This is a genomic window from Roseateles sp. PN1 (assembly GCF_038419725.1).
GTDB lineage: Bacteria > Pseudomonadota > Gammaproteobacteria > Burkholderiales > Burkholderiaceae_C > Paucibacter_A.
Window position 1 is genome coordinate 135453 of the sequence record NZ_JBCARA010000012.1, and the last position, 19499, is coordinate 154951.

Below are 19499 nucleotides of genomic sequence, written 5' to 3' on the forward strand. Positions count from 1 at the left end.
CTGGCGACGCACTTGAGGAGGCGCCGCCTATTTAGCGAAGGGGCTTGTGCACCATTGCTGCTCGCAGGGTACACCGTCACCGTCGCCATCCATCATCGTGTCTGGACAGTTCTTCAGGAAGAAAGTGGCTTCTGCGCAGGAGCTCATTTGTGAGCAGTGTTTGCGCCCATCGCAGCTGAAGCGGCTTGGTGCCGCAGATGGTACTGTCGGTGCCCATTCTCCAGTGGCGAGGGGCTGGGGATCTTGGGTGTACTTTGACAGGCGTTGTTCATACTTGGCATAGCCATAGCCACCAAGCGCAAGTATGAGTACTGCCATGATCAGCTTCGGAGTGCGTGAGGCCCGGGGCTTGCGCTGTGTCGGCGCAACTTGGGTTCGCCTCATCGGCGTTCCGACGGCCTGCCGCAGCACCTTCACCGCTTGAATCTTGCCGTCTGGCCCTCGGCCCAACTCATAGCTCAGTGTTTCACCGACGGTGGGTTGGGTGCCGTCGCGCGGAAGGGCGCTGATGTGGACGAACAGCTCACGGCCGCCCTGGGTTGGCGCGATAAAGCCGAAGCCACGGTCTTCATGCCAGGAGCGGAGGATGCCAGAGTGGCGCATTGGCGATGCTAAAAAATGTTGGAGTTGTTAAGAGCTCGGGCCTGATTCGGCGATCCCGGAACTTGCGCAAATAATGCCTGCGGAGTTGGGCTCAGCACGAAGTCAAAGGCGTGCATGTTAATTGCAAGTTAGCTCATGAGCGCCGGTGCTGCAATGATGTTCATTCCAACTGTGAAGGCGTAGCGAATACCGCGCGCCTTCTCGGCAAATCAAGACGCACTCGCCTTGCCGCGCCAAAACTCCGCATCAATCAGCTGTTCAGCCCCACTGCGCTCATTCACCAACCATAACTGGCGTTTGTCTGCGCTCAGGCGGCTGACCTCGCCGGTGTGCCGCCCGGCTTGCACCCGCTGGCCCAGGGCGTTAGCGGGGAAGTTGGCTTGGCGTGCCAGCTGCAGCAAGGAGATGGCCTCGCGGCTGTCGCCCGCCAGGCGCTGGCGCTGCACGATGGGTGCGAGCAAGGGGTTGCTGGCGTCAGCCGTTGACAGATAGACCAGCACCTTGGCCTGGGCGCGGCTCAGCGCCACATTGATCAGGCGGCGGGCTTCTTCGCTTTGCAGAAAAGGCTGGCTGCCGTCCACCGGGTCGAAGAAGAGCAGGGCCGCTTCGCTGCCTTGGGCGCGGTGCACGGTGCTGACCTTCACGGTGTCCGGCACGCCATGCGCCTGCAGGCATTGGCGCAGCAGGGCGCGTTGGGCGCGGAAAGGCGTCAGCACGATCAGCTCATGGGCTTGCCACTGCTCGCTGTTCAGGGCGGCGGCAATTTCTTTGGCAATCGCCTCGGCGGATTCGCGGCGCAGCGGGCCGCGGGCGGCGGCGCTCCAGGCGCCTTGGCTGGCGACGTGCTGCACTTGCACATGGGTGTCGGCGCTGATGTCACCCAGCGGGCGCTGGCGCTCAGCCAGCCAGGCGGGGGAGGCTTGGGCATCGGCGGCCACTTGCAGGGCGCCGTCGTAGAACATCTCGCTGACCAGATCGCAAATCGGCCCGGCCATGCGCGACTGCTCGTTCAGCAGCGCCACGGCGGGGCCACGCATGGGGCTTTCGGCAAAGGCCGAGCGGCCCAGCCATCGGCGCGCGCCGCGGTCTGGGCTGCGTTGCACGGGGGAAAGTTGCTGTGGGTCTCCGGCGAACAAGCGGCAGCGGCCCAGCGGCATCAGGGCCAAGGCATGGGCCAGGCTGACTTGGCTGGCTTCGTCGAACACCAGCAGGTCAAAGGGCGGCGCATCGTCGGGCGCCAGCTCACGCAGGGTTTTGAGCGTGAAGGCGGCGCGAGTCGTCGTCATGCTGGCCAGGCGGCAGCGGCGCAGCACTTGCAGCGAGGCGCTGCGCAGGGCTTCGCGCAAGGCGGCCACGCGGTCGGCCCAGGCTTTGAGCTGCTGTGCGTCGCGGCTGGCGGGACGGGCGGCTTCGGCGCGGGCGAGTTGGCTGATCAGGTCTTGGTCGGTGGTGGGGATCAGGTGTTCGCGCCCGGCGTAGGCGGCGGCGTCGAAGCGGGTGCCCAGGCGCTGCACGCTGCTGCGCAGGGCATCGCGGCGGCCTTTTTGCAAGGCTTTGTCCACCGCCAAGGTGGCCAGGTCCACGGCTTGGTTGGTGGTGGACAGCAACAGCACGCGGGCGTCGGGGCGGCGTTCGAGGTATTCGGCCAGCAGCACGCCCAGGGTGGTAGTTTTGCCGGTGCCCGGCGGGCCCCACAGAAAAGCGCTGCTGTAGTCCACCAGCGGCAGGGCCTGGCGCTGCGCCGGGCGCAACCAGCGAAAAGGCGCGCCGGTCAGGGCCGAGCCCTCATCCACGCGCTGCGGCTGCGCCAAGTCGGGCAGGCAGGCCAGCGCGCGCTCGGCCCAGGGCGTGTCCCACCAGGCATCGGCCACGGCGCTGAGAAAGCGGCTGGGGTAGAGGCGGATCAGGCAGTCCGGCCCGGGCGGCGGGCAGCTGGCGTTTTGCAGCAGCAGCTGGTCGTCCTCGGCCAAGACCGCCAGCACCGTGGCGCCGCCTTTGACCGGCGCGCCCCACCAGGCGGAGGCGCCGTCCAGGCTGGCGTCCAGCAGCGCGTGGGCTGAGGCTTGGCCGGGGCGCTGGCCTTCGGCGTAGACGTAACCGGCTTCCAGCGTGACGCGCCAGAGCTGGCCTTCGCGCTCGCTGCGCAGCACCTTGAAGTCGTAATACTCGGGCGTGGCCGCCAGCTCGGCGTCCAGCGCCGCACGCAGATCGGCAAGGCTCATGACTTGGGTGCGAAGGGCAGAGGAAGACCAGGGCTTGGGATTGGGCTGCCGCAGAGGCAACAGCGGCCAGGGGAATGCGATGGCGTGGGAAGGGCGGCACTATAGCCGGGTCACCCAGCCCGCAGAGTCGCTTGCCAGCCAATCTGCAAGGCCGATTACCTGCAGAAAAGCCGCCGCCAAAGAATATTTGCTGCACTGCAGCAAATTTCGCTTGCATTGCAGGATTTCGCCCTTACTATTGATTCATGCTGCACCGCAACATATCTTGTTTTCCGGATTGCAGCTCAAACCCTTTGGAGCTCGCATGAACAACCCATCCGCAGAACAATTCCTGAACGCCGCCAAGACCGCCATGGCCGATATGAGCAGCATGGCCGCCACCAGCCTGGCTGGCTTTGAAAAGCTGGTTGAGCTGAATCTGTCTGTCGCCAAGTCGGCCATGGCCGAATCGGCCGAACAGATGCAAGCCGTGATGGCCGCCAAGGCCCCGCAAGATTTGAGCGCCGTCGCCGGCCAGGTGCAGCCTTTGACCGAGAAGGCCGCGGCTTACGGTCGCGCCGTGGCGGAAATCGTCACCGAAACCGGCACCGCCCTGAGCAAGGCCGCCGAAGGCAAGTTTGCCGAAGTGCAAAGCCAAGCCGCAGCCAGCATCGAAGCTGCCCTGAAGCAAGCCCCTGCCGGCAGCGAGACAGCAGTGTCCGCATTCAAGACGGCCATGAGCGCCGGTCAGTCGGCCCTGGAAACGGCGCAAGCCCAAACCAAGCAAGCCGTTGAAACCGCCAGCAAGGGCTTTGCCACTGCCACCGAGATGGCCGTCAAGGCCTCGCATTCGGCCAGCAAGGGCAAGTAAGCCAACTGTGATCCAGCCCTAGCCGTCTAGCCTGGACATGAAAAGAAAACGCCCCGCTTGCGGGGCGTTTCTCATTGCGGCAAGCCTTGTTGCTTAAGCCTCCAAGAGCTGCGCCGCCTGAGGCGCTCGAAGGCCGCCTTTACAATTGCCGTGTGAACACCTTGATCCGCATCGCTCTGGCTTGGCTGCTGGCGCTGGCAATTCCCGTTCAGGGCATTGCGGCGACGGCCATGCTGATGTGCGCGCCCAGCCATGCTGGGGCGGGGGTGATGGCCGAGCCGCTGAGTGAGGCTAGCCCTTCGGCTCAACACGCCGCGATGTTGGCGGACTGCCAGGATGAGCAAGAGGCTGAGATGGCTGCTGCAGCCGCTGCGCTGTTCGACCATTGCGGTCAGGCCGATCAAGCTGAGCAGGCCGACCATCATGCGCCAGGCCAGGACGGCCACCAAGAGGCGCAAGGCCATTGCAGCGCCTGTGCGGCCTGCTGCGGCGTAGCGGTGATTGGCCCAGTGCTGATGAGCTTGCCCGTGCTGCAGACCACCGGGATGGCACAGATCAGCCCCCTGCCCCAAAGCCATGACCGCGAACTCTGCGGTGGCATCGAGCGGCCGCCGCGACCCGCGCGCACCTGATTGCCGCGTCGCCCGGCCCAGGGTGTCTTCCTGGCCCGGCACAGTATCTTTCGACTCTCTCGCATGCTTGGCTGCGGCGTCTTGCCGCACGGGCAGCCGCATTCGCAATGGCATGCGCTGCTGTTTTGGCAAGCATCACGATGCCGGTTTGGCGCTGAGGCGTTGAGCTCAGGCGCAAGCTCGTGAGTTGCCCCATGCGACGAAGAACTCGTATGAAAGGACATCTTGGTGTCTCAGAACATGCTCCCAAATTTAAGCCAGCGTGGCGGGCCGGGCTCGGCCCTGCGCATGCTGTTGTTGGCAGGCCTGCCTGTCTTGCTGGGCGCTTGCGCCAGCTTTAGCAAAGACGGCGGCATCGGCCCCGTGCAAGATGCCGCCCGCCAGCATCTCGGCCAGGACCTGCAACGGGCCAAAAGCCCGGCCGAGCAAAGCCGCTTGCAGCAACGCGTGGCCGAGCTGCTGGCCAAAGAACTCACGGCGGACAGCGCGGTGCAGATCGCGCTGTTCAACAACCCCGGCTTGCAGGCCGCTTTTCATGACTTGGGATTGGCTGAAGCGGACCTGGTGCAAGCCGGGCGCTGGCCCAATCCGCATTTCAGTTTTGGCAAGTCGCGCCAAGGTGATGAGCGCGAGATTGACCGTGGCCTCTCATTCGATCTGGCCCGCCTGATCGCCATGCCTTTGAGCGTGCAGCTGGAACAACGCCGTTTTGCGGCCGTGCAAACCGGCTTGACGCAGCAGATGCTGGCGCTGGCGGCCGAGACGAAGAAGGCTTTTTACGCAGCGGTCGCCGCCGAGCAAACGCTGCGTTATCAGCGCGATGTGAAAGCTGCAGCAGATGCCGGCGGGGAGCTGGCGCAACGCCTGGCGCAGGTCGGCAACTTCAGCAAGCTGGAGAAGATGCGCGAGCAAAACCTGGCCCTGGAAGCCAAGCTGGGCTTGGTGCGGGCCGAACGTGCGCAGCTGGCTGCGCGTGAGCGCTTGACCCGTTTGCTGGGGCTCACTGGGCCGATCGTCCCGGTCGCTTCAGCAGCGTCCTCCGCGCCGGCCTTCACCCTGCCATCTCGCCTGCCCGACTTGCCGCAGCAGCTGCGTCAGCCGCAGGGCTTGGAGAGCCAGGCTTTTGCCCAGCGCCTGGACGTGCAAGCCGCGCGCTTGCAGGCCGAAGCGACGGCCAAGAACCTGGGCCTGAGCCAGGTCACCCGCTTCGTCAATGTGCTGGAGTTCGGCCTCAGCAATGCCTCGTCGAACGAGGCGCCACGCAAGACCGGCTGGGAAGTCAGCCTGGAGTTGCCGCTGTTCGATTGGAGTGGCGCGCGGGTCGCCAAGGCCGAGGCCTTGTACATGCAAAGCCTGCAACGGGCGGCGCAAACCGGGGTGGAAGCGCGCTCCGAGTTGCGCGAAGCCTTTGAGGCTTATCGCAGCAGCTACGAGATCGCCCGCCATTACCGTGACGAGATGGTGCCCTTGGCCAAGCAGGTGTCCGAGGAAAACCTGCTGCGCTACAACGGCATGTTCATCAGCGTATTCGAGTTGTTGGCAGACGCGCGGGTGCAGATCGGCACGGTCAATGCCGCCATCGAGGCGCAGCGTGATTTCTGGCTGGCCCAGGCCGACCTCGATATGGCCTTGATCGGCAAGCCCAGCCTGGCGCAGGCCAGCCCCGCGGCCACAGCGGCCACCGGCGCTGGCGCCGCCCCGGCCCACTGAATCTGGAGTTATCCCAATGTTCAATCGACGCAATTTTGTTTTGGGTGCTGGCGCGGTTTCTGCTGTCTCGGCTGCTGCGGTCAGCAAGGTCGCCATGGCCGCGCTGCCCGAGCCGGTGCTGCAAACCCGGCCCGACACCATGCCGCCCCTGGTTCCCACCAGCGGCCGGCCCTACAACCCGGTGGTCACGCTCAATGGCTGGACCTTGCCCTGGCGCATGAACCAGGGCGTGAAGGAGTTCCATCTGGTGGCCGAGCCGGTGGTGCGCGAATTGGCACCCGGCATGAAGGCGCATTTGTGGGGCTATAACGGCCAGTCGCCGGGCCCAACGATCGAGGTGGTGGAGGGCGACCGGGTGCGCATCTTCGTCACCAACAAGCTGCCCGAGCACACCAGCGTGCACTGGCATGGCCAGCGCCTGCCCAACGGCATGGACGGGGTGTCGGGCCTGACCCAGCCCTCCATTCAGCCCGGCAAGACCTTTGTCTATGAGTTCGTGGCGCGCCGCCCCGGCACCTTTATGTACCACCCGCATGCCGACGAGATGGTGCAGATGGCCATGGGCATGATGGGCTTCTGGGTCACCCATCCCAAGGCCCCGAATCCGCTCATCAGCCCGGTGGATCGTGACTTCTGCTTCCTGCTCAGCGCCTACGACGTGGAGCCGGGTGCGGCCACGCCCAAGATCATGACCATGACGGATTTCAATCTGTGGACCTGGAATAGCCGTGTCTTCCCGGGCATCGATTCCCTCAATGTGCGCTTGAATGATCGGGTACGCATCCGGGTTGGCAACCTGACCATGACCAACCACCCCATCCATTTGCATGGCCATGAGTTCATGGTCACCGGCACCGATGGCGGCCCGGTGCCCAAGAGCGCGCGCTGGCCCGAGGTGACGACCGATGTGGCCGTGGGGCAGATGCGGCAGATCGACTTTGTGGCCGATGAGCCGGGCGACTGGGCCTTTCATTGCCACAAGAGCCACCACACCATGAATGCCATGGGCCATGGCCTGCCCACCATGATCGGGGTGGATTCCCGCGGGGTTAGCGAGAAGATCAGCAAGCTGATTCCCGACTACATGAGCATGGGCGAGCGCGGCATGGCCGAGATGGGCGAAATGGAAATGCCCCTGCCCGCCAACACCTTGCCGATGATGACCGGCCAGGGGCCTTTCGGCGGGGTGGAGATGGGCGGCATGTTCTCGGTGCTGAAGGTGCGCAAGGAGCAAAAGCCCGGCGACTACAGCGACCCCGGCTGGTACGCCCACCCCAAGGGCGAGGTCGCCTTTGAGTGGGATGGCGCCATGCCGGCGGCCAAGCGCGCGGTGGCCGGGGCCGAAAGCCGGGGTCAGTCCATGCCCGCCAGCGCCCCGGCCGCACCCACCGAACTCAAGGTCCGCAAACCCAACTCGCATGCCGGCCACTGAGAGGCGGCTGTGAAGGATTGGCCTCGCCAAGCGGGGCCGTCCCATCGCCCATGCAAATTGAAAGAAAGTGAATCAACAAAATGAATCGCAGCAGTATTGAAAAGCGCCAGCAACGGCGAACCCTTTTGAGTTTGGCCGTGCTGGGCCTGGTGGCGCCGCTTGCGCCTTTGGCGCAGGCCGCCAGCCCGAGCAAGCCGGTGGTGCAAATCTGGATCGGCCCGAGTTGCGGCTGCTGCAAGGATTGGATTGCGTACCTGCAAGCCAATGGCTTCCAGACCCAGGTGGATGACCGCGGCAACACCGATGCGCGCGAGCGCCTGGGCATCAAGCTGGAATACGGCTCTTGCCACACCGCCCTAGTAGGCGGTTATGCCCTGGAAGGCCATGTGCCGGCGCGTGAGATTTGGCGCTTGCTCAAAGAACGCCCCAAGGCCATTGGCCTGGCCGTGCCCGCCATGCCTTTGGGTTCGCCCGGCATGGACGGCCCGGAGTACCGCGGCCGCAAAGACCCCTACGACGTTTTGCTGCTCGCCAAAGATGGCAGCAGCCGTGTTTACCAGTCCTACCCTTGAGCCCACTGACCATGAAAAAAAGTTCCACCCTATTTCTCCTGGCTGCCTTCATAGCGCTGAGCGCAAACAGCCTGGCCGTGCAGGCGCAGACCTCGACTGCAATGCCGCCGGCCAGCGGCGCGAGTAGCAATAGTGGCAGCAGTGCGAACGAGGCGCTGACCGAAGGCGAGATCCGCAAGGTCGACCTGGAGCAGGCCAAGCTGACCATCAAGCATGGCGAGATCAAAAATCTGGCCATGCCGGGTATGACCATGGTGTTCCGGGTCAAGGACGCGGCGCAGCTGGCAACGCTCAAGGCCGGCGACAAGATCCGCTTCCGGGCCGAGCGCGGCAACCCGGGCTATGTGGTGACCGAGTTGCACCTCACCGCGCCCTGAACGGGGGAAAAGGTGGCATTCGGCGGCATTCGGCGGCTTCCCGCTGAATGCCGCCATTGCCAGCCTCAGCATGCCTGAACCGCTGTTTGCGCGCAGCGCGCGCATGCCGGCGGCCAAATGGGGCCAAATGCGGGAAAATCGCAGCTTATTCTTAGTCCCTAGCTGGAACACATAGCCGCCATGACCGAAGTCAAAAAAGAACTGCCCCCCATGCCCGATCGCCTGAGCGTCGATCCGCGCAGCCCGCATCACGACGCCGCCGTGTTCGAGCATGAGATCGGCATCCGCCTGAACGACAAGGAGCGTTTTGACGTTGAGGAATACTGCATCAGCGAAGGCTGGGTGATGGTGGCCTCGCCCAAGACGCGCGACCGCAAGGGTCGCCCGCTGATGATGAAGATCAAGGGCCGCGTCGAGGCTTTCTACCGCTGACCCTGAGGGCCAAATGCTTTGGCCCTCATCCAGCGCACCGGCTGGGCCTGATGATGGCCATGCCGGCCGGTGCTCTTTTCGCGGCGGGCTTGCCAATGGCCACGCCCTTCGGCCGCCACTGCAGTGCGACACCGCCGCACTAGCGCGCGGCTCTGCAGTGCAAGCGCGCACCGCGGCCAAGATTGCTGCCATCAGCGCTGACAGTGCTGCCTACGCAGCCAAGCAAGGCGCGGCCGCGCTTTCAAATTAGGTGCTTATGCCCAAGCTTTCGGCTTCCACGCCTTTCTCCACCTCAAACTCCCGCCAGCCCATGGCCTGGGCCTTGACGGCCTTGCTGCTGATGGCGCTTTTTGCCTGGCTGAGCATTGAACTCAGCGAACGCAGCGCCAGCGGTGGGGCTTCGGCCTTGGAGCAGAGGGCGCTGCTGGCGGCGCATGCCTGGCGCGCCGCGCATCCCGGCTTGGCCGAGGTGATGCGCGATCTGACCGCTTTGGGCAGCACAGCGGTGCTGGGCTTGTTGTGCGGTTTGACCGTGCTGTTCTTGGCGCTTACCCGCCATATCGGGCGCGCCCTGCTGGTGGCGGTGGCGGCCTTGTCCGGCGTGAGCTTGCTGAGTTTGATGAAGGGCATGTTCGCCCGCGCAAGACCTGACCCTGCGTTTGCCGATGCCGCCTGGGCGGGCTGGAGCTTCCCCAGCGGCCACGCCAGCATGTCGGCCCTGGTCTATCTGACCCTGGCGGTCTTGCTAGCCAGCATGCGGGTGCGGCCGAGTGAGCGCCTGTTCTTGCTGGGCACCGCGCTGCTGCTGAGCTTTCTAGTCGGTTTGAGCCGGGTCATGCTGGGCGCCCATTGGCTGGGCGATGTGCTGGGCGGCTGGGCTTTTGGCTCGGCCTGGGCCTTGCTGTGCTTGGCGCTGGCGCAGGTTTTGCAGCGCCGACATCTGGCCCAGTAGGCGGCCGTAGCCCCGCGCCAAGTCCGCTTTAGCGCCGCGTCAGCGTGAACACGCGCAGCGCGGCGCCCACCTCATCCACTTGGCCGAGCAAGAGCTGGGCCGAAGCGGCGAGGTCTTGCACCATGTCGGCGTTCTGGACCGTGATCTGCTCCATGTGATTGATGGCCTGGTTGATCTGCGTGATGCCGGTCAGCTGCTCTTGCGCGCTGTGGTGGATCTGGCCGATCAGGCTGCTGAAGTCCTCCATTGAGCGCCGGGTGGCATCAATGCTGTCGCGCGCCGTGCCGGTGTGGCGCTCACCTTCGCTGACCTTGTCGGCCGAGTCGTGAATCAGCTGGGCGATCTCGCGCGCGGCGGCCGAGCTGCGTTGCGCCAGGGCGCGCACCTCACTGGCCACCACGGCGAAGCCGCGGCCATGCTCGCCGGCGCGGGCCGATTCCACCGCCGCATTGAGCGCCAGGATATTGGTCTGGAAGGCGATGCTGTCGATCACCGCAATGATTTCGCCGATGCGTTTGGATGAACCCGCAATGGCGGCCATGCTGTGGCTGGCGTGGTGCACCACCTCGGCGCTGCGCTGGCTCATGCCGCTGAGTTGGGTGACCACGGTGCTGGCTTGGTCGGCCGTGTCGGTGCTGCTGCGCACGGTGCCGGTGATCTCTTCCATCGCGGCGGCGGTTTGCTCCAGGCTGGCGGCTTGGGCCTCGGTGCGCTGGGCCAGATCCTTATTGCCCTTGGCAATCAGCTGGGTGCTGGCGCTCATGGCGTCGAGTTCGCTGCGGGTGTCGGACACCAGGGCGCGGATATTGACGGCCAGCTGATTCAGCGCCGTTTCCAGCGCACGGTTCTGCGCTTGGCCGCTGCTTGCCAGCGGCTGGCTGAGGTCGCCGGCGGCGAGCTGGTTGGCGTAGTCCAGGCAGGCTTGCTGGCTGCGCAGGGTTTGGCGCTGGGCCAAGGTGGCCATGATGGCGCTCAGGCCCAGCAGTGCCGCGATATCCGCCAGCGCGGGCAGTTGCAGCGCGCTGGCGAGCAAGCCGGCGGCCATCAACAAGGCGTAGCTGGCCCAGCGCCGCAACCAGGGCATGTGGCGCTTTTGCCCGGCCAGGCGGCCCAACCAGTCTTGGCGCAGCAACTGGCCCTGTCGCAGCACATGAACTTGCTGGCCGGTCTGCTTTTCGCCGCGCATGGTGGCGTAGAGCTGCTCGGCCGCCGCCACCTGCGCACGTGTCGGCTCGGTGCGCACCGACATATAGGCCACCGGCTGCCGGTTCTCCATCAGCGGCGTGACATTGGCCAGCACCCAGTAGTGGTCGCCATCCTTGCGGCGGTTCTTCACCATGCCTGACCAGGGCAGGCCAGTCTTGATGGTGGACCACATATCGCGGAAGGCTTCTTCCGGCATATCGGGGTGGCGGATCAAATTGTGCGGCTGGCCCAGCAGCTCCTCGCGGGTGAAGCCGCTGACCTCCACAAAGGCGGCGTTGCAGTGCTTGATGCGGCCCTTCAGGTCGGTGGTGGAGACCAGCGTCTTGCCCTTGGGAAAGGCAAATTCTTGCTGGCTGACAGGTTGGTTGTTTCTCATGCGGGGGCGATCCAGGGCTCTAACTACAGTCATGCAAGGGCCGTACCTCGCTGCACCGAGGCCGTGCCCAAAAAAACGCTTGCGCACGCGTTGCCGGCGAGGCCAGTATTGCGAGCAGGGTCCGGCAGATTAGGGGGATACCCTCGTGCCCAAAGTCCCAATTGGCCGTGATTTAGGGCGTATTTCGCACGCGTGCAACATTTTGTGCGCTGGGCATTGTCACCTCGAAAAATTGATCAATATCAATTGACGCGGCCTGCGCTAGCGACTATTGCGAGCTTTTCGCGGGACTTTCACAAAAATGTCACGAAATGATTGCGGGCTTTGCGGCAGGCATGTCCGGGAGGGCCGCACTACACTGCCGGCGCGGTGACCGCCTTTGGCGGCGCCAAAGCTCGGCCAAAGCTCGGCAGAAAAACGCGGCCAGAAATGCGGCTAGAAATGCAGCCAAAGCGCGGTGGGCTTATACGCTATTCGACTCCCAGCCTCTCGCCACGATGACAGCCAGCCATTCCGATTCCCACGACCACGGTGCTTGTGGCCACGACCATTCCGCTCAGCATGCACATGAACACAACCATGAACATGCCGAGGCGCACGCCCATGCCCATGCTCATGACCACGGCCACGGCCATGCCCATGCCCACGCCCATGCTCATGCTCATGATCACGGCCACGGCCACGGCCACGGCCATGCCCACTCGCATGGGCTAGGTCACCACCACCATGGTGACCCCAACACGCAGGGCCGCGCCTTCGTCCTTGCCATCATCCTCAACAGCTTGTTTGTGGCGCTTGAGTTCGGCTATGGCTTTGCCGCCAACTCCACCGCCTTGATGGCCGATGCCGGGCACAACCTCTCTGATGTGCTGGGCCTGCTGCTGGCCTGGGGCGCCACCTTGCTGGCGCGCAAAGCGCCCGATCAGCGCTACACCTACGGCTTGCGCAGCAGCTCCATCCTGGCGGCCCTGGGCAATGCGGTGCTGCTGTTTGTGGCTTGCGGCGCGATTGCCTGGGAGGCGATCCAGCGCTTCAGCGCGCCACCGCCGGTGGCCAGCCTGACGGTGATGCTGGTGGCGGGCGCAGGCATTGCGGTCAACGGTTTCTCGGCCTGGCTCTTCATGCGCGGCGCCAAGAACGACCTGAATGTGCGCGGCGCTTATCTGCACATGGCCGCCGATGCGGCCGTGTCCCTGGTGGTGGTGTTGGCGGGCCTGGGCATGCTGCTCACCGGCTGGTATTGGCTGGACCCGCTGCTGAGCCTGCTCATCGTGGCCGTGATTCTGGTCGGCACCTGGGGCTTGCTGCGCGAGGCCGTCGGTTTGGTGCTCAATGCGGTGCCGGCGAGCATCGATCTTGCGGCCGTGCAGACTTTTCTGCTGCAACAGCCTGGCGTCAGCGCCGTGCATGATCTGCACATCTGGGCCATGAGCACCACAGAGAGCGCCTTGACGGTCCATTTGGTGATGCCTGCCGGCCACCCCGGCGACGCGGCCCTGGACGCCATCACCGACACCTTGGCTGAGCGGTTTGCAATCCAGCACAGCACCTTGCAAGTGGAACTGGGCCAGAGCCAGCATGCCACTTGCGCGCTGTTCAAGCCCGCGCTGCATGCGGCAGCGGCTCACCCCCATGCACACTGAGTCCGCCCGCAGCAGCCTGCTGCGCCTCTTGCAGGCGCGGCCGCGTTTGTTTCTAGCCACCGGCATCGCCTTGCTGGTGCTGGTGTTTTTGCCGGCGCAGGTGTCGACCCATACCCTAACGCGCTGCCTGATTGCCTGGAACACCGGCACCACGCTTTATGTGCTGCTGGCGGTGGTGATGATGTGGCGCTCCAGCCATAGCAGCATTCGGCGCCGCGCCAAGCTGCAGGACAACTCGCAGATCTTCATTCTGGCGATGGTGTTTGTGAGCGCTGTGGCCAGCCTGGCGGCCATCGCTTTTGAGCTTGCCATCGTCAAGGACATGCATGGCAGCTTGAAGGTGGCGCATATGGCCTTGGGCGGCTACACGGTGATGGCCTCCTGGGCCTTCATCCAGATGATGTTTGCCCTGCACTACGCGCATGAGTACTACGCCGAGCTGGAGCGCGGGCGCCCGCCGCCGCTGCAATTTCCCGGCGACGACGAGCCGGACTATGGCGACTTCTTCTACTTTTCCGCCGTCATCGGCACTTCAGGCCAGACCGCCGATGTGGCTTTTGTGGCCAAGCACCTGCGCCGCATCGGCAGCTTGCACTGCATCCTGGCTTATCTGTTCAACACCATGGTGCTGGCGCTGTTGATCAATATTGGCGCGGGTTTGATTTAGCTCTTTCCACGAGACAAGCGGTAAAGAACTAGGCCGCCCGCCCCAGCAAAGCCGCCATGCGCTTTAGCTTTGGTGTCACCACTGGAATCGTCAGCATGGTGCTGGCCACGGCCATCAAGAGCAGGGCGGTGAAGCTGGCGCTGGTGATGATTTGCTTATCTAGCAAGATGTTGGCGAAGATGATCATGATCAGTGCCTTGGTCTGCAAGAACCAGCCAATCAGCGATGCCTCGCCCGCGCGCCAGCCCAGGATGCGGCCGGCCAGATGCACGCCGGCCAGCTTGCCCGCCACCGAGGCGAACAGCAGCAAGCCGGCCACCAGGAAGACCATGCTGCCGCCTAACTCCCAACTGGTGCGCAAGCCCGTGCTCAGGAAGAACACCGGCATGATGACCAAAAGCACATGGTGGCGCAGGCTGTCCATCTGCGTCTGCTCGAACCACTCGGCGTCGAGGATGGCGCCGGCCAGGAAGGCGCCTACCATGAAGTGCAGGCCCGACCAATCGGCACCGAATGCACAGGCGGCCAGCCAGATCAGGCCGACATACCAGCGGTCACTGGCCGGCAAGCGCTTCATCAGCCAACGGCAGGCCGCGCCAAGCACGGCAAAGGCGAGGATGAAAACGAGTTGCCGGCCGACGCGATGCCAGTCCATCAGAATCATGGCCAGTACCGCCCAGATGGCGATGTCGTCCACGCTGGCATAGCGCAAGATGCGCTGCCCGATGGGCCGCCGCAGCAGGGCCAGCTTTTCCAGCAGCAAGATCAGAATGGGCAAGGCCGTGACGGCGCAAGACATGCCCACACCCAGCACGAATTGCCAGCTCAAGGCCTTGGGGCCTATCCAGCCCGGCAGGGCCAAGAGCGCCAAGGCCGCGGCGCTGCCCAGCAGCAGCGGCCCGCCCAAGGCCAGGCCGGCGGTGATGCTGCTTTCGCGGCGGTGCAGCCAGGCGGCCTTGAGGTCCAGTTCGATGCCGGCGATCCACACAAACAGCATCACCGCCCACCAGGCAATGCCGTTGAGCGACTGCACCACCGCGGGGTTGAACACAAAGCGGTAGTACTCCGGGAAGGCCGCACCCAGCACGCCTGGGCCGAGCAAGATGCCCGTGATGATTTGCACCACCACCAGCGGCGCGAAATAGTCGGTCCGCAGCAGCCGCCAAGTCAGGTAGGGCACGCTCAGGATGATCAGCATCGCGAGCAGGAAAATTTCGACTGTGGACAGGTGCATTTTTTAGTCGGCCTTGTGCATACTGGGATGCGATTGTGCGGTAGGCGCTCCCTGCTTCAAGCCGGGGCGCGCCAATCGCCGCAGTCAATGCTGATCGCTTCCATTCAACCCTAGCCGAGGATGAATCAAATGCTGATGCTGAAACGAATCATGATCATGTGGCTGGCCCTGTTTGCCGCTGCCACCGCGTTCGCGGCGGTGGACGCCAACAAGGCCTCGCAGGCCGAGTTGGAAACCATCAAGGGCATTGGCCCTTCCATCTCCAGCAAGATCTTGGCGGAACGCAAGAAAGGCGCTTTCAAGGACTGGCCGGATCTGGTGGAGCGCGTCCAGGGTGTCGGTGACGGCAATGCCGCCAAGTTCTCGACCGAAGGTCTGACGGTCAATGGCGCGGCCTTTGCTGGCGCGCCTGCCAAAGCGGCCGTCGCGCCGGCGGCCAAGGCATCCAAGTCAGCGCCTGCCTCTGTGCCAGCGGCTGCCTCGGCGCCCATGAGTGCGGAAGAAAAGAAGGCGGCCGCCAAGCAAGCCAAGGAAGACAAGAAGGCCGCCAAGGCCGCAGCGGCAGAGGAGGCCAAGAAAGCGCAAGCGGCCAAGGCCGAAGCCGACAAAGCGGCCAAGGCGCAAGCCAAGGCTGACAAGGCCGCCAAATCTGCTGCTGCAGCAACGGCAGCAAGCGCAGCGCCCAAAAAGTAGCTGGAGCCCAGCGCGTGATGCGCATGGCCACAAGGCGCCTTGAGGGGCGCCTTTTTCTTGGCGGCCAGCGGTCAGCTGTGTGCTGCTTCTCTGTGCGCCAAGCGCGGGCAAACGGCTGAACGTCGTGACGGGAGGCTGAAGCTCAGCAGTTCGACGCGGCGCGCGGCTAGGTGCCAGACGATGGCGTCTGTGCCGCAGCTAGTGGCTAGTGGCCAGTTTCTTTGTCCTGACTTCGCCTCATTCGATAGGTCCGCCGCGCAAACGATAGGCCCCGTTTGCGCCCGCAAGCGCCGCCATGAAGACCCCCCCGGAATAGAGGGTTTCAAGGGAAAGCCCGAGCTTCTTGACACACGCCTGTCACCGAGCGCTCGCTATGCTGCACTGCAGAAATAACAGCAGAAATCACTCTGGTTTGGGCAGTTTTTCACAGACATCGAGTTTGTGTGAGGCGCGCGCTGGGTCATGGGCCTTGATCACGCTGTTGGTTCTGAAACGGTGCGTCGCCGCTATTTTTTTCAGCGCTACGCAAACGTTTGCGAAGTCCTGCGATTTTTTGCCAAGCGGCCTGTTTCAGGCCTTCATCCATTCGTTTTTCTTTTGCTCACTGGAGACCCCAAGATGTCTTTTAAACCCCTGGCTTCCTTGTCCCTGATCACCGCGGCAGCTCTGTTGGCTGCTGCTCCTGCGCAGGCATCGATTGTGGTGGCTGATGCCAAGTTCGCTTACAGCCAAACGTTTGACAGCTTGGCCGCAAGCGGTGCCAACAATGTCTGGGTCAATGACAGCACGATTGCAGGCTGGAGCCTGTTCAAAACAAACACCAGCACTGCGGTGGCAAGCTATAGCGCCGAGGCAGGCACCTCCAACGCCGGCGGCATCCGCAGCTATGGCACCGACGGCGAGCGCGCCCTGGGTAGCGTCGGAAGCGGCAGCTTCACTATCGGCTGGATTGCGGTGGCGTTTCAAAACACCAGCAATACGGCCTTCACGGGTTTCAACATCGGCTTCACCGGCGAACAATGGCGCGACGGCGGCGCAGCAACGCCAGTGGCTCAGAAGATGATCTTGGAATACGGCTTCGGCGCCACCTTCGCGGCCGTCAGCAACTGGACCGCCCCTGGTGCGTCCTTTGACTGGGCCTCGCCAGTCAAAAGCAACACAGGATCTGGCGCAGCAGTGAACGGCAACGTCGCAGGCAAAGTCACCGGCCTCGGTGGCACCGTGACAACGCCTTGGGCCGCCAACGACACCCTGTGGGTCCGCTGGGTCGAGAAGAACGATGCCGGCAATGACCATGGTCTGGCCATCGACAACGTCAACCTGACCGTGATGGCAGCTGCGGTGCCCGAGCCCAGCTCCTACGCCCTGATGCTGGCAGGTCTGTGCGCCATGGGCTTTGTGGCCAAGCGCCGCAAGGCCTAAGCAGCAGAAGCGGACCTCGCGTCTGCTCAATGCGGCTGGCGTTCCATCGGCACGCCAGCCCCTCCTTGCCTGAATTCTCATAGCTTCAAGGGCTGGGCGCACTACGCGGTGCCCGGCCAAGCTTCCCCATTGCCTCCTCTATGCAAACGCACACCCTTCAACGCGCCATCGCCCTGCTGCTGAGCGCCTCGTCAAGCGGCTTGGTTTTGGCCAGCGGCATCAGCCCCGATCACCAGGAGTTCGAGGCCACGCTGCATGTGCCCTTCCGGGCCGAGGCAGGCGCCATCGCCGAAGCGCGTCGCTTCACTTTGAAGTTCGACTACCCCCAGGTGGAGCAAGTCCAGACGGTCTCGTGGCGCCTGGAATTGTTGGACTCCACCGGGGCCTTGGTGCAGCGTTGGTATGGGGTGGAGACCTTGGTGAAAGGGGAGCTCGCCGTCACCGTGGATTGGGCGGGACGCCAGTTCGGCATGGCCGCCGCTGACGGCATTTACCAAGTGCGCCTAACGGCCAGTTCGGCCGTGGCTGAGGGCGAGCTTCCCTCGGTCGGCCTGATAGCCGACTTCGTTGAAAACCAGCTGAATGCAGTGGATGCGGAACTGGTTGAACAGAGCTGGGATATGCAAGTCGGCGCCATCGCCGCACCGGCCATGCCCGCCTTCAAGGCCTTGTCCACCGCACGCAGCGCGGTCGCCGCGCCTAACGCGCGAACGCTACGCAGCGCACCGGCTTTGAGTGCGACGGCCGTCGGCGCTGCGGGCCTGGCCTACACCGTCTACTTCGGCAATCTGCACAGCCAGACCGGCCATAGCGATGGCGGTGGCGCCATTGGCAAGTGCACCGGGGAGAATCACCCGCAATCCAATATGGGCCAGGGCCCTACCCAGGCCTACCAGTACGCCATGGAGCGTGGCCTGGACATCTTGGTGACTTCCGAACACAACCATATGTTCGACGGCGACACCGGCACCAACACCGGGCAGACACCGGCTTATGCCAAGAATCTCTACCAGTCGGGTTTGGCTGCAGCAGCCAACTTCAATGCGGCCAACCCCAAGTTTCTGGGCGTTTACGGCATGGAGTGGGGCACGATCAGCGGCGGCGGCCACCTGAATATCTTCAACTCCAATGAGTTGCTCGGCTGGGAATACAACGGCAAGGGTGAGTTGTTGGCCGATACCTTGACCGAGAAGAACAACGCAGCCAAGTTGTACAGCCTGATGGCGCAGCGCGGCTGGGTGGGTCAGTTCAACCATCCGTCCAGCAGCGGCCAGTATCTGGTCAACGGCGTGGCCATGGGCTACACCCAGGATGGCGAGAAGGCGATCGCGCTGTGCGAGGTGATGAATACACCGGCCTTCTCAAACACCACCAATGAGTCCGACAACGGCACCAGCGGCTATGAGGGCGCTTGCAAGAAAGCGCTTGAGGCAGGGTTCAAGATCGCCTTCACCACCAACCAAGACAATCACTGCGCCAACTGGGGCGCTTCAAGCACCAATCGCAACGGCATCCTGATTCCCACCGGCACGCCTTTGTCGAAAGACGCTTTCATCGAGGCCATCAAGGCGCGCCGCGTGTTCGCCACCATGGACAAGACCTCGCAGCTGATCCTGACCGCCAACGGCCGGCTGATGGGCGAGAGCTTCCGCAATGCTGGCCCCTTGAACCTGGTTGCCAACTACGCGCCGGGCGCGGGCAAGGCTGCGGCCACGGTGCAGATCTTCGAAGGCGTGCCCAAGCGCAATGGCACCGTCACGCTGCTGTCGAGCCAGGCCGTCAACAAATTCACGCCATCCTTGGGCGAGCATTTCTACTACGCCAAGATCACCCAGACCGACGGCAAGATTCTGTGGTCGGCCCCCATTTGGGTCACGCAAGTGGCCGACACCGAAGCGCCGACAGTAACGGCCAGCGTCAGCGGCAACAGCGGTCAAATCACTTTGAACGCCAGCGCCAGTGACAACGTCGGCGTGACCCGGGTGGACTTCAATGTTGACGGGCAACTCAAGGGCAGCAGCAGCGCCGCGCCTTTTGCGCTCAAGCTGGACTCCAGCCAGTTGGCCAACGGCAGCCACAGTGTCAATGCCGTGGCCTATGACGCGGCCAACAATGCGGGCAGCTCGGGCAATGTCAGCTTCACGGTCGCCAATGTCAGTGACGTCAGCGCCGCGTTCAGCGTGAGCCGTTCGGGCTTGGTCTACAACCGTGTCACGCAGCGCTTCACCGGCAGCCTCACCCTGACGGCTCAAAAAGCCATCCAGGGCCCGCTGCAGTTGAAATTCAATGGTTTGACCAGCGGCGTGACGTTGGACGGCGCCACCGGCAGCCATGCCGGCGCGCCCTATATCAGCTTGGGCGCAACGGGCCTGGCCGCAGGCGCCAGCGTGACGGTGCCGCTCAGCTTCATCAATCCGAACAAGCTGAGCATCAGCTACAGCACTCAAATCTTCTCCGGCTCCTTCTAAGCCCGCAC

The 19499-nt window shown here is 63.9% G+C and carries 18 protein-coding genes; 13 read left to right on the forward strand and 5 right to left on the reverse strand.

Translation table 11 applies throughout. The annotated features are described in order from the left end of the window. Positions 1–27 precede the first annotated feature (27 nt). On the reverse strand, positions 28–603 hold the full coding sequence (locus tag AABB87_RS18285; protein ID WP_341972698.1) for an excalibur calcium-binding domain-containing protein: 576 nt from the start codon (positions 601–603) through the stop codon (positions 28–30). Between the two features lie 209 nt (positions 604–812). After that, a complete protein-coding gene (locus tag AABB87_RS18290) occupies positions 813–2825 on the reverse strand; it encodes a DEAD/DEAH box helicase (protein ID WP_341972699.1) in 2013 nt (670 codons plus the stop codon). A 304-nt stretch (positions 2826–3129) separates the two neighbouring features. Here AABB87_RS18290 and phaP point away from each other — a divergent pair, with 304 nt between their 5' ends. The 8 genes from phaP (at position 3130) to AABB87_RS18330 (ending at position 9782) form a co-directional block, all read left to right on the forward strand. After that, complete coding sequence (phaP, locus tag AABB87_RS18295; RefSeq protein WP_341972700.1) at positions 3130–3675, forward strand: phasin family protein; 546 nt, start codon at positions 3130–3132, stop codon at positions 3673–3675. Between the two features lie 152 nt (positions 3676–3827). Further along, complete coding sequence (locus tag AABB87_RS18300) at positions 3828–4307, forward strand: hypothetical protein (RefSeq protein WP_341972701.1); 480 nt, start codon at positions 3828–3830, stop codon at positions 4305–4307. A 240-nt stretch (positions 4308–4547) separates the two neighbouring features. Continuing rightward, positions 4548–6017 (forward strand): TolC family protein, encoded by a 1470-nt coding sequence (locus AABB87_RS18305; RefSeq protein WP_341972702.1) that lies wholly within the window; start codon positions 4548–4550, stop codon positions 6015–6017. A 16-nt stretch (positions 6018–6033) separates the two neighbouring features. Continuing rightward, positions 6034–7449, forward strand: a complete 1416-nt coding sequence (locus AABB87_RS18310) for a multicopper oxidase family protein (RefSeq protein ID WP_341972703.1) — start codon at positions 6034–6036, stop codon at positions 7447–7449. A gap of 80 nt (positions 7450–7529) precedes the next feature. After that, a complete protein-coding gene (locus AABB87_RS18315; protein WP_341972704.1) occupies positions 7530–8021 on the forward strand; it encodes a DUF411 domain-containing protein in 492 nt (163 codons plus the stop codon). Positions 8022–8032: 11 nt separating this feature from the next. Further along, a complete protein-coding gene (locus tag AABB87_RS18320; RefSeq protein WP_341972705.1) occupies positions 8033–8398 on the forward strand; it encodes a copper-binding protein in 366 nt (121 codons plus the stop codon). A 180-nt stretch (positions 8399–8578) separates the two neighbouring features. After that, positions 8579–8830, forward strand: a complete 252-nt coding sequence (locus AABB87_RS18325; RefSeq protein ID WP_341972706.1) for a DUF3297 family protein — start codon at positions 8579–8581, stop codon at positions 8828–8830. Positions 8831–9086: 256 nt separating this feature from the next. Further along, entirely contained in the window at positions 9087–9782 is a 696-nt protein-coding gene (locus AABB87_RS18330) for a phosphatase PAP2 family protein (protein WP_341972707.1), read from the forward strand. Between the two features lie 28 nt (positions 9783–9810). Here AABB87_RS18330 and AABB87_RS18335 read toward each other — a convergent pair whose 3' ends face one another. Then, a complete protein-coding gene (locus AABB87_RS18335; protein ID WP_341972708.1) occupies positions 9811–11364 on the reverse strand; it encodes a methyl-accepting chemotaxis protein in 1554 nt (517 codons plus the stop codon). 497 nt (positions 11365–11861) lie between these two features. On the opposite strand from AABB87_RS18335, the gene AABB87_RS18340 reads away from it, so the two are divergent. Then, positions 11862–13007: a cation diffusion facilitator family transporter gene (locus tag AABB87_RS18340; RefSeq protein ID WP_341972709.1), complete on the forward strand. Its 1146-nt coding sequence runs from the start codon at positions 11862–11864 to the stop codon at positions 13005–13007. Next, complete coding sequence (locus AABB87_RS18345) at positions 12997–13674, forward strand: DUF1345 domain-containing protein (protein WP_341972710.1); 678 nt, start codon at positions 12997–12999, stop codon at positions 13672–13674. The genes AABB87_RS18340 and AABB87_RS18345 overlap by 11 nt, the downstream gene beginning before the upstream one ends. Before the next feature lie 28 nt (positions 13675–13702). Here AABB87_RS18345 and AABB87_RS18350 read toward each other — a convergent pair whose 3' ends face one another. Next, on the reverse strand, positions 13703–14908 hold the full coding sequence (locus AABB87_RS18350; protein WP_341972711.1) for a cation:proton antiporter: 1206 nt from the start codon (positions 14906–14908) through the stop codon (positions 13703–13705). A 129-nt stretch (positions 14909–15037) separates the two neighbouring features. Here AABB87_RS18350 and AABB87_RS18355 point away from each other — a divergent pair, with 129 nt between their 5' ends. Continuing rightward, on the forward strand, positions 15038–15601 hold the full coding sequence (locus tag AABB87_RS18355; protein ID WP_341972712.1) for a ComEA family DNA-binding protein: 564 nt from the start codon (positions 15038–15040) through the stop codon (positions 15599–15601). A gap of 460 nt (positions 15602–16061) precedes the next feature. Here AABB87_RS18355 and AABB87_RS18360 read toward each other — a convergent pair whose 3' ends face one another. Beyond that, on the reverse strand, positions 16062–16187 hold the full coding sequence (locus AABB87_RS18360; RefSeq protein ID WP_341972713.1) for a hypothetical protein: 126 nt from the start codon (positions 16185–16187) through the stop codon (positions 16062–16064). 32 nt (positions 16188–16219) lie between these two features. On the opposite strand from AABB87_RS18360, the gene AABB87_RS18365 reads away from it, so the two are divergent. Both AABB87_RS18365 and AABB87_RS18370 read left to right on the forward strand, forming a co-directional pair. Beyond that, positions 16220–17023 carry a PEP-CTERM sorting domain-containing protein gene (locus AABB87_RS18365; RefSeq protein ID WP_341972714.1) on the forward strand — a complete coding sequence of 268 codons (804 nt, stop codon included), beginning with the start codon at positions 16220–16222 and terminating at the stop codon, positions 17021–17023. A gap of 140 nt (positions 17024–17163) precedes the next feature. Further along, a complete protein-coding gene (locus AABB87_RS18370; protein WP_341972715.1) occupies positions 17164–19491 on the forward strand; it encodes a CehA/McbA family metallohydrolase in 2328 nt (775 codons plus the stop codon). The last annotated feature ends 8 nt before the right edge of the window (positions 19492–19499 follow it).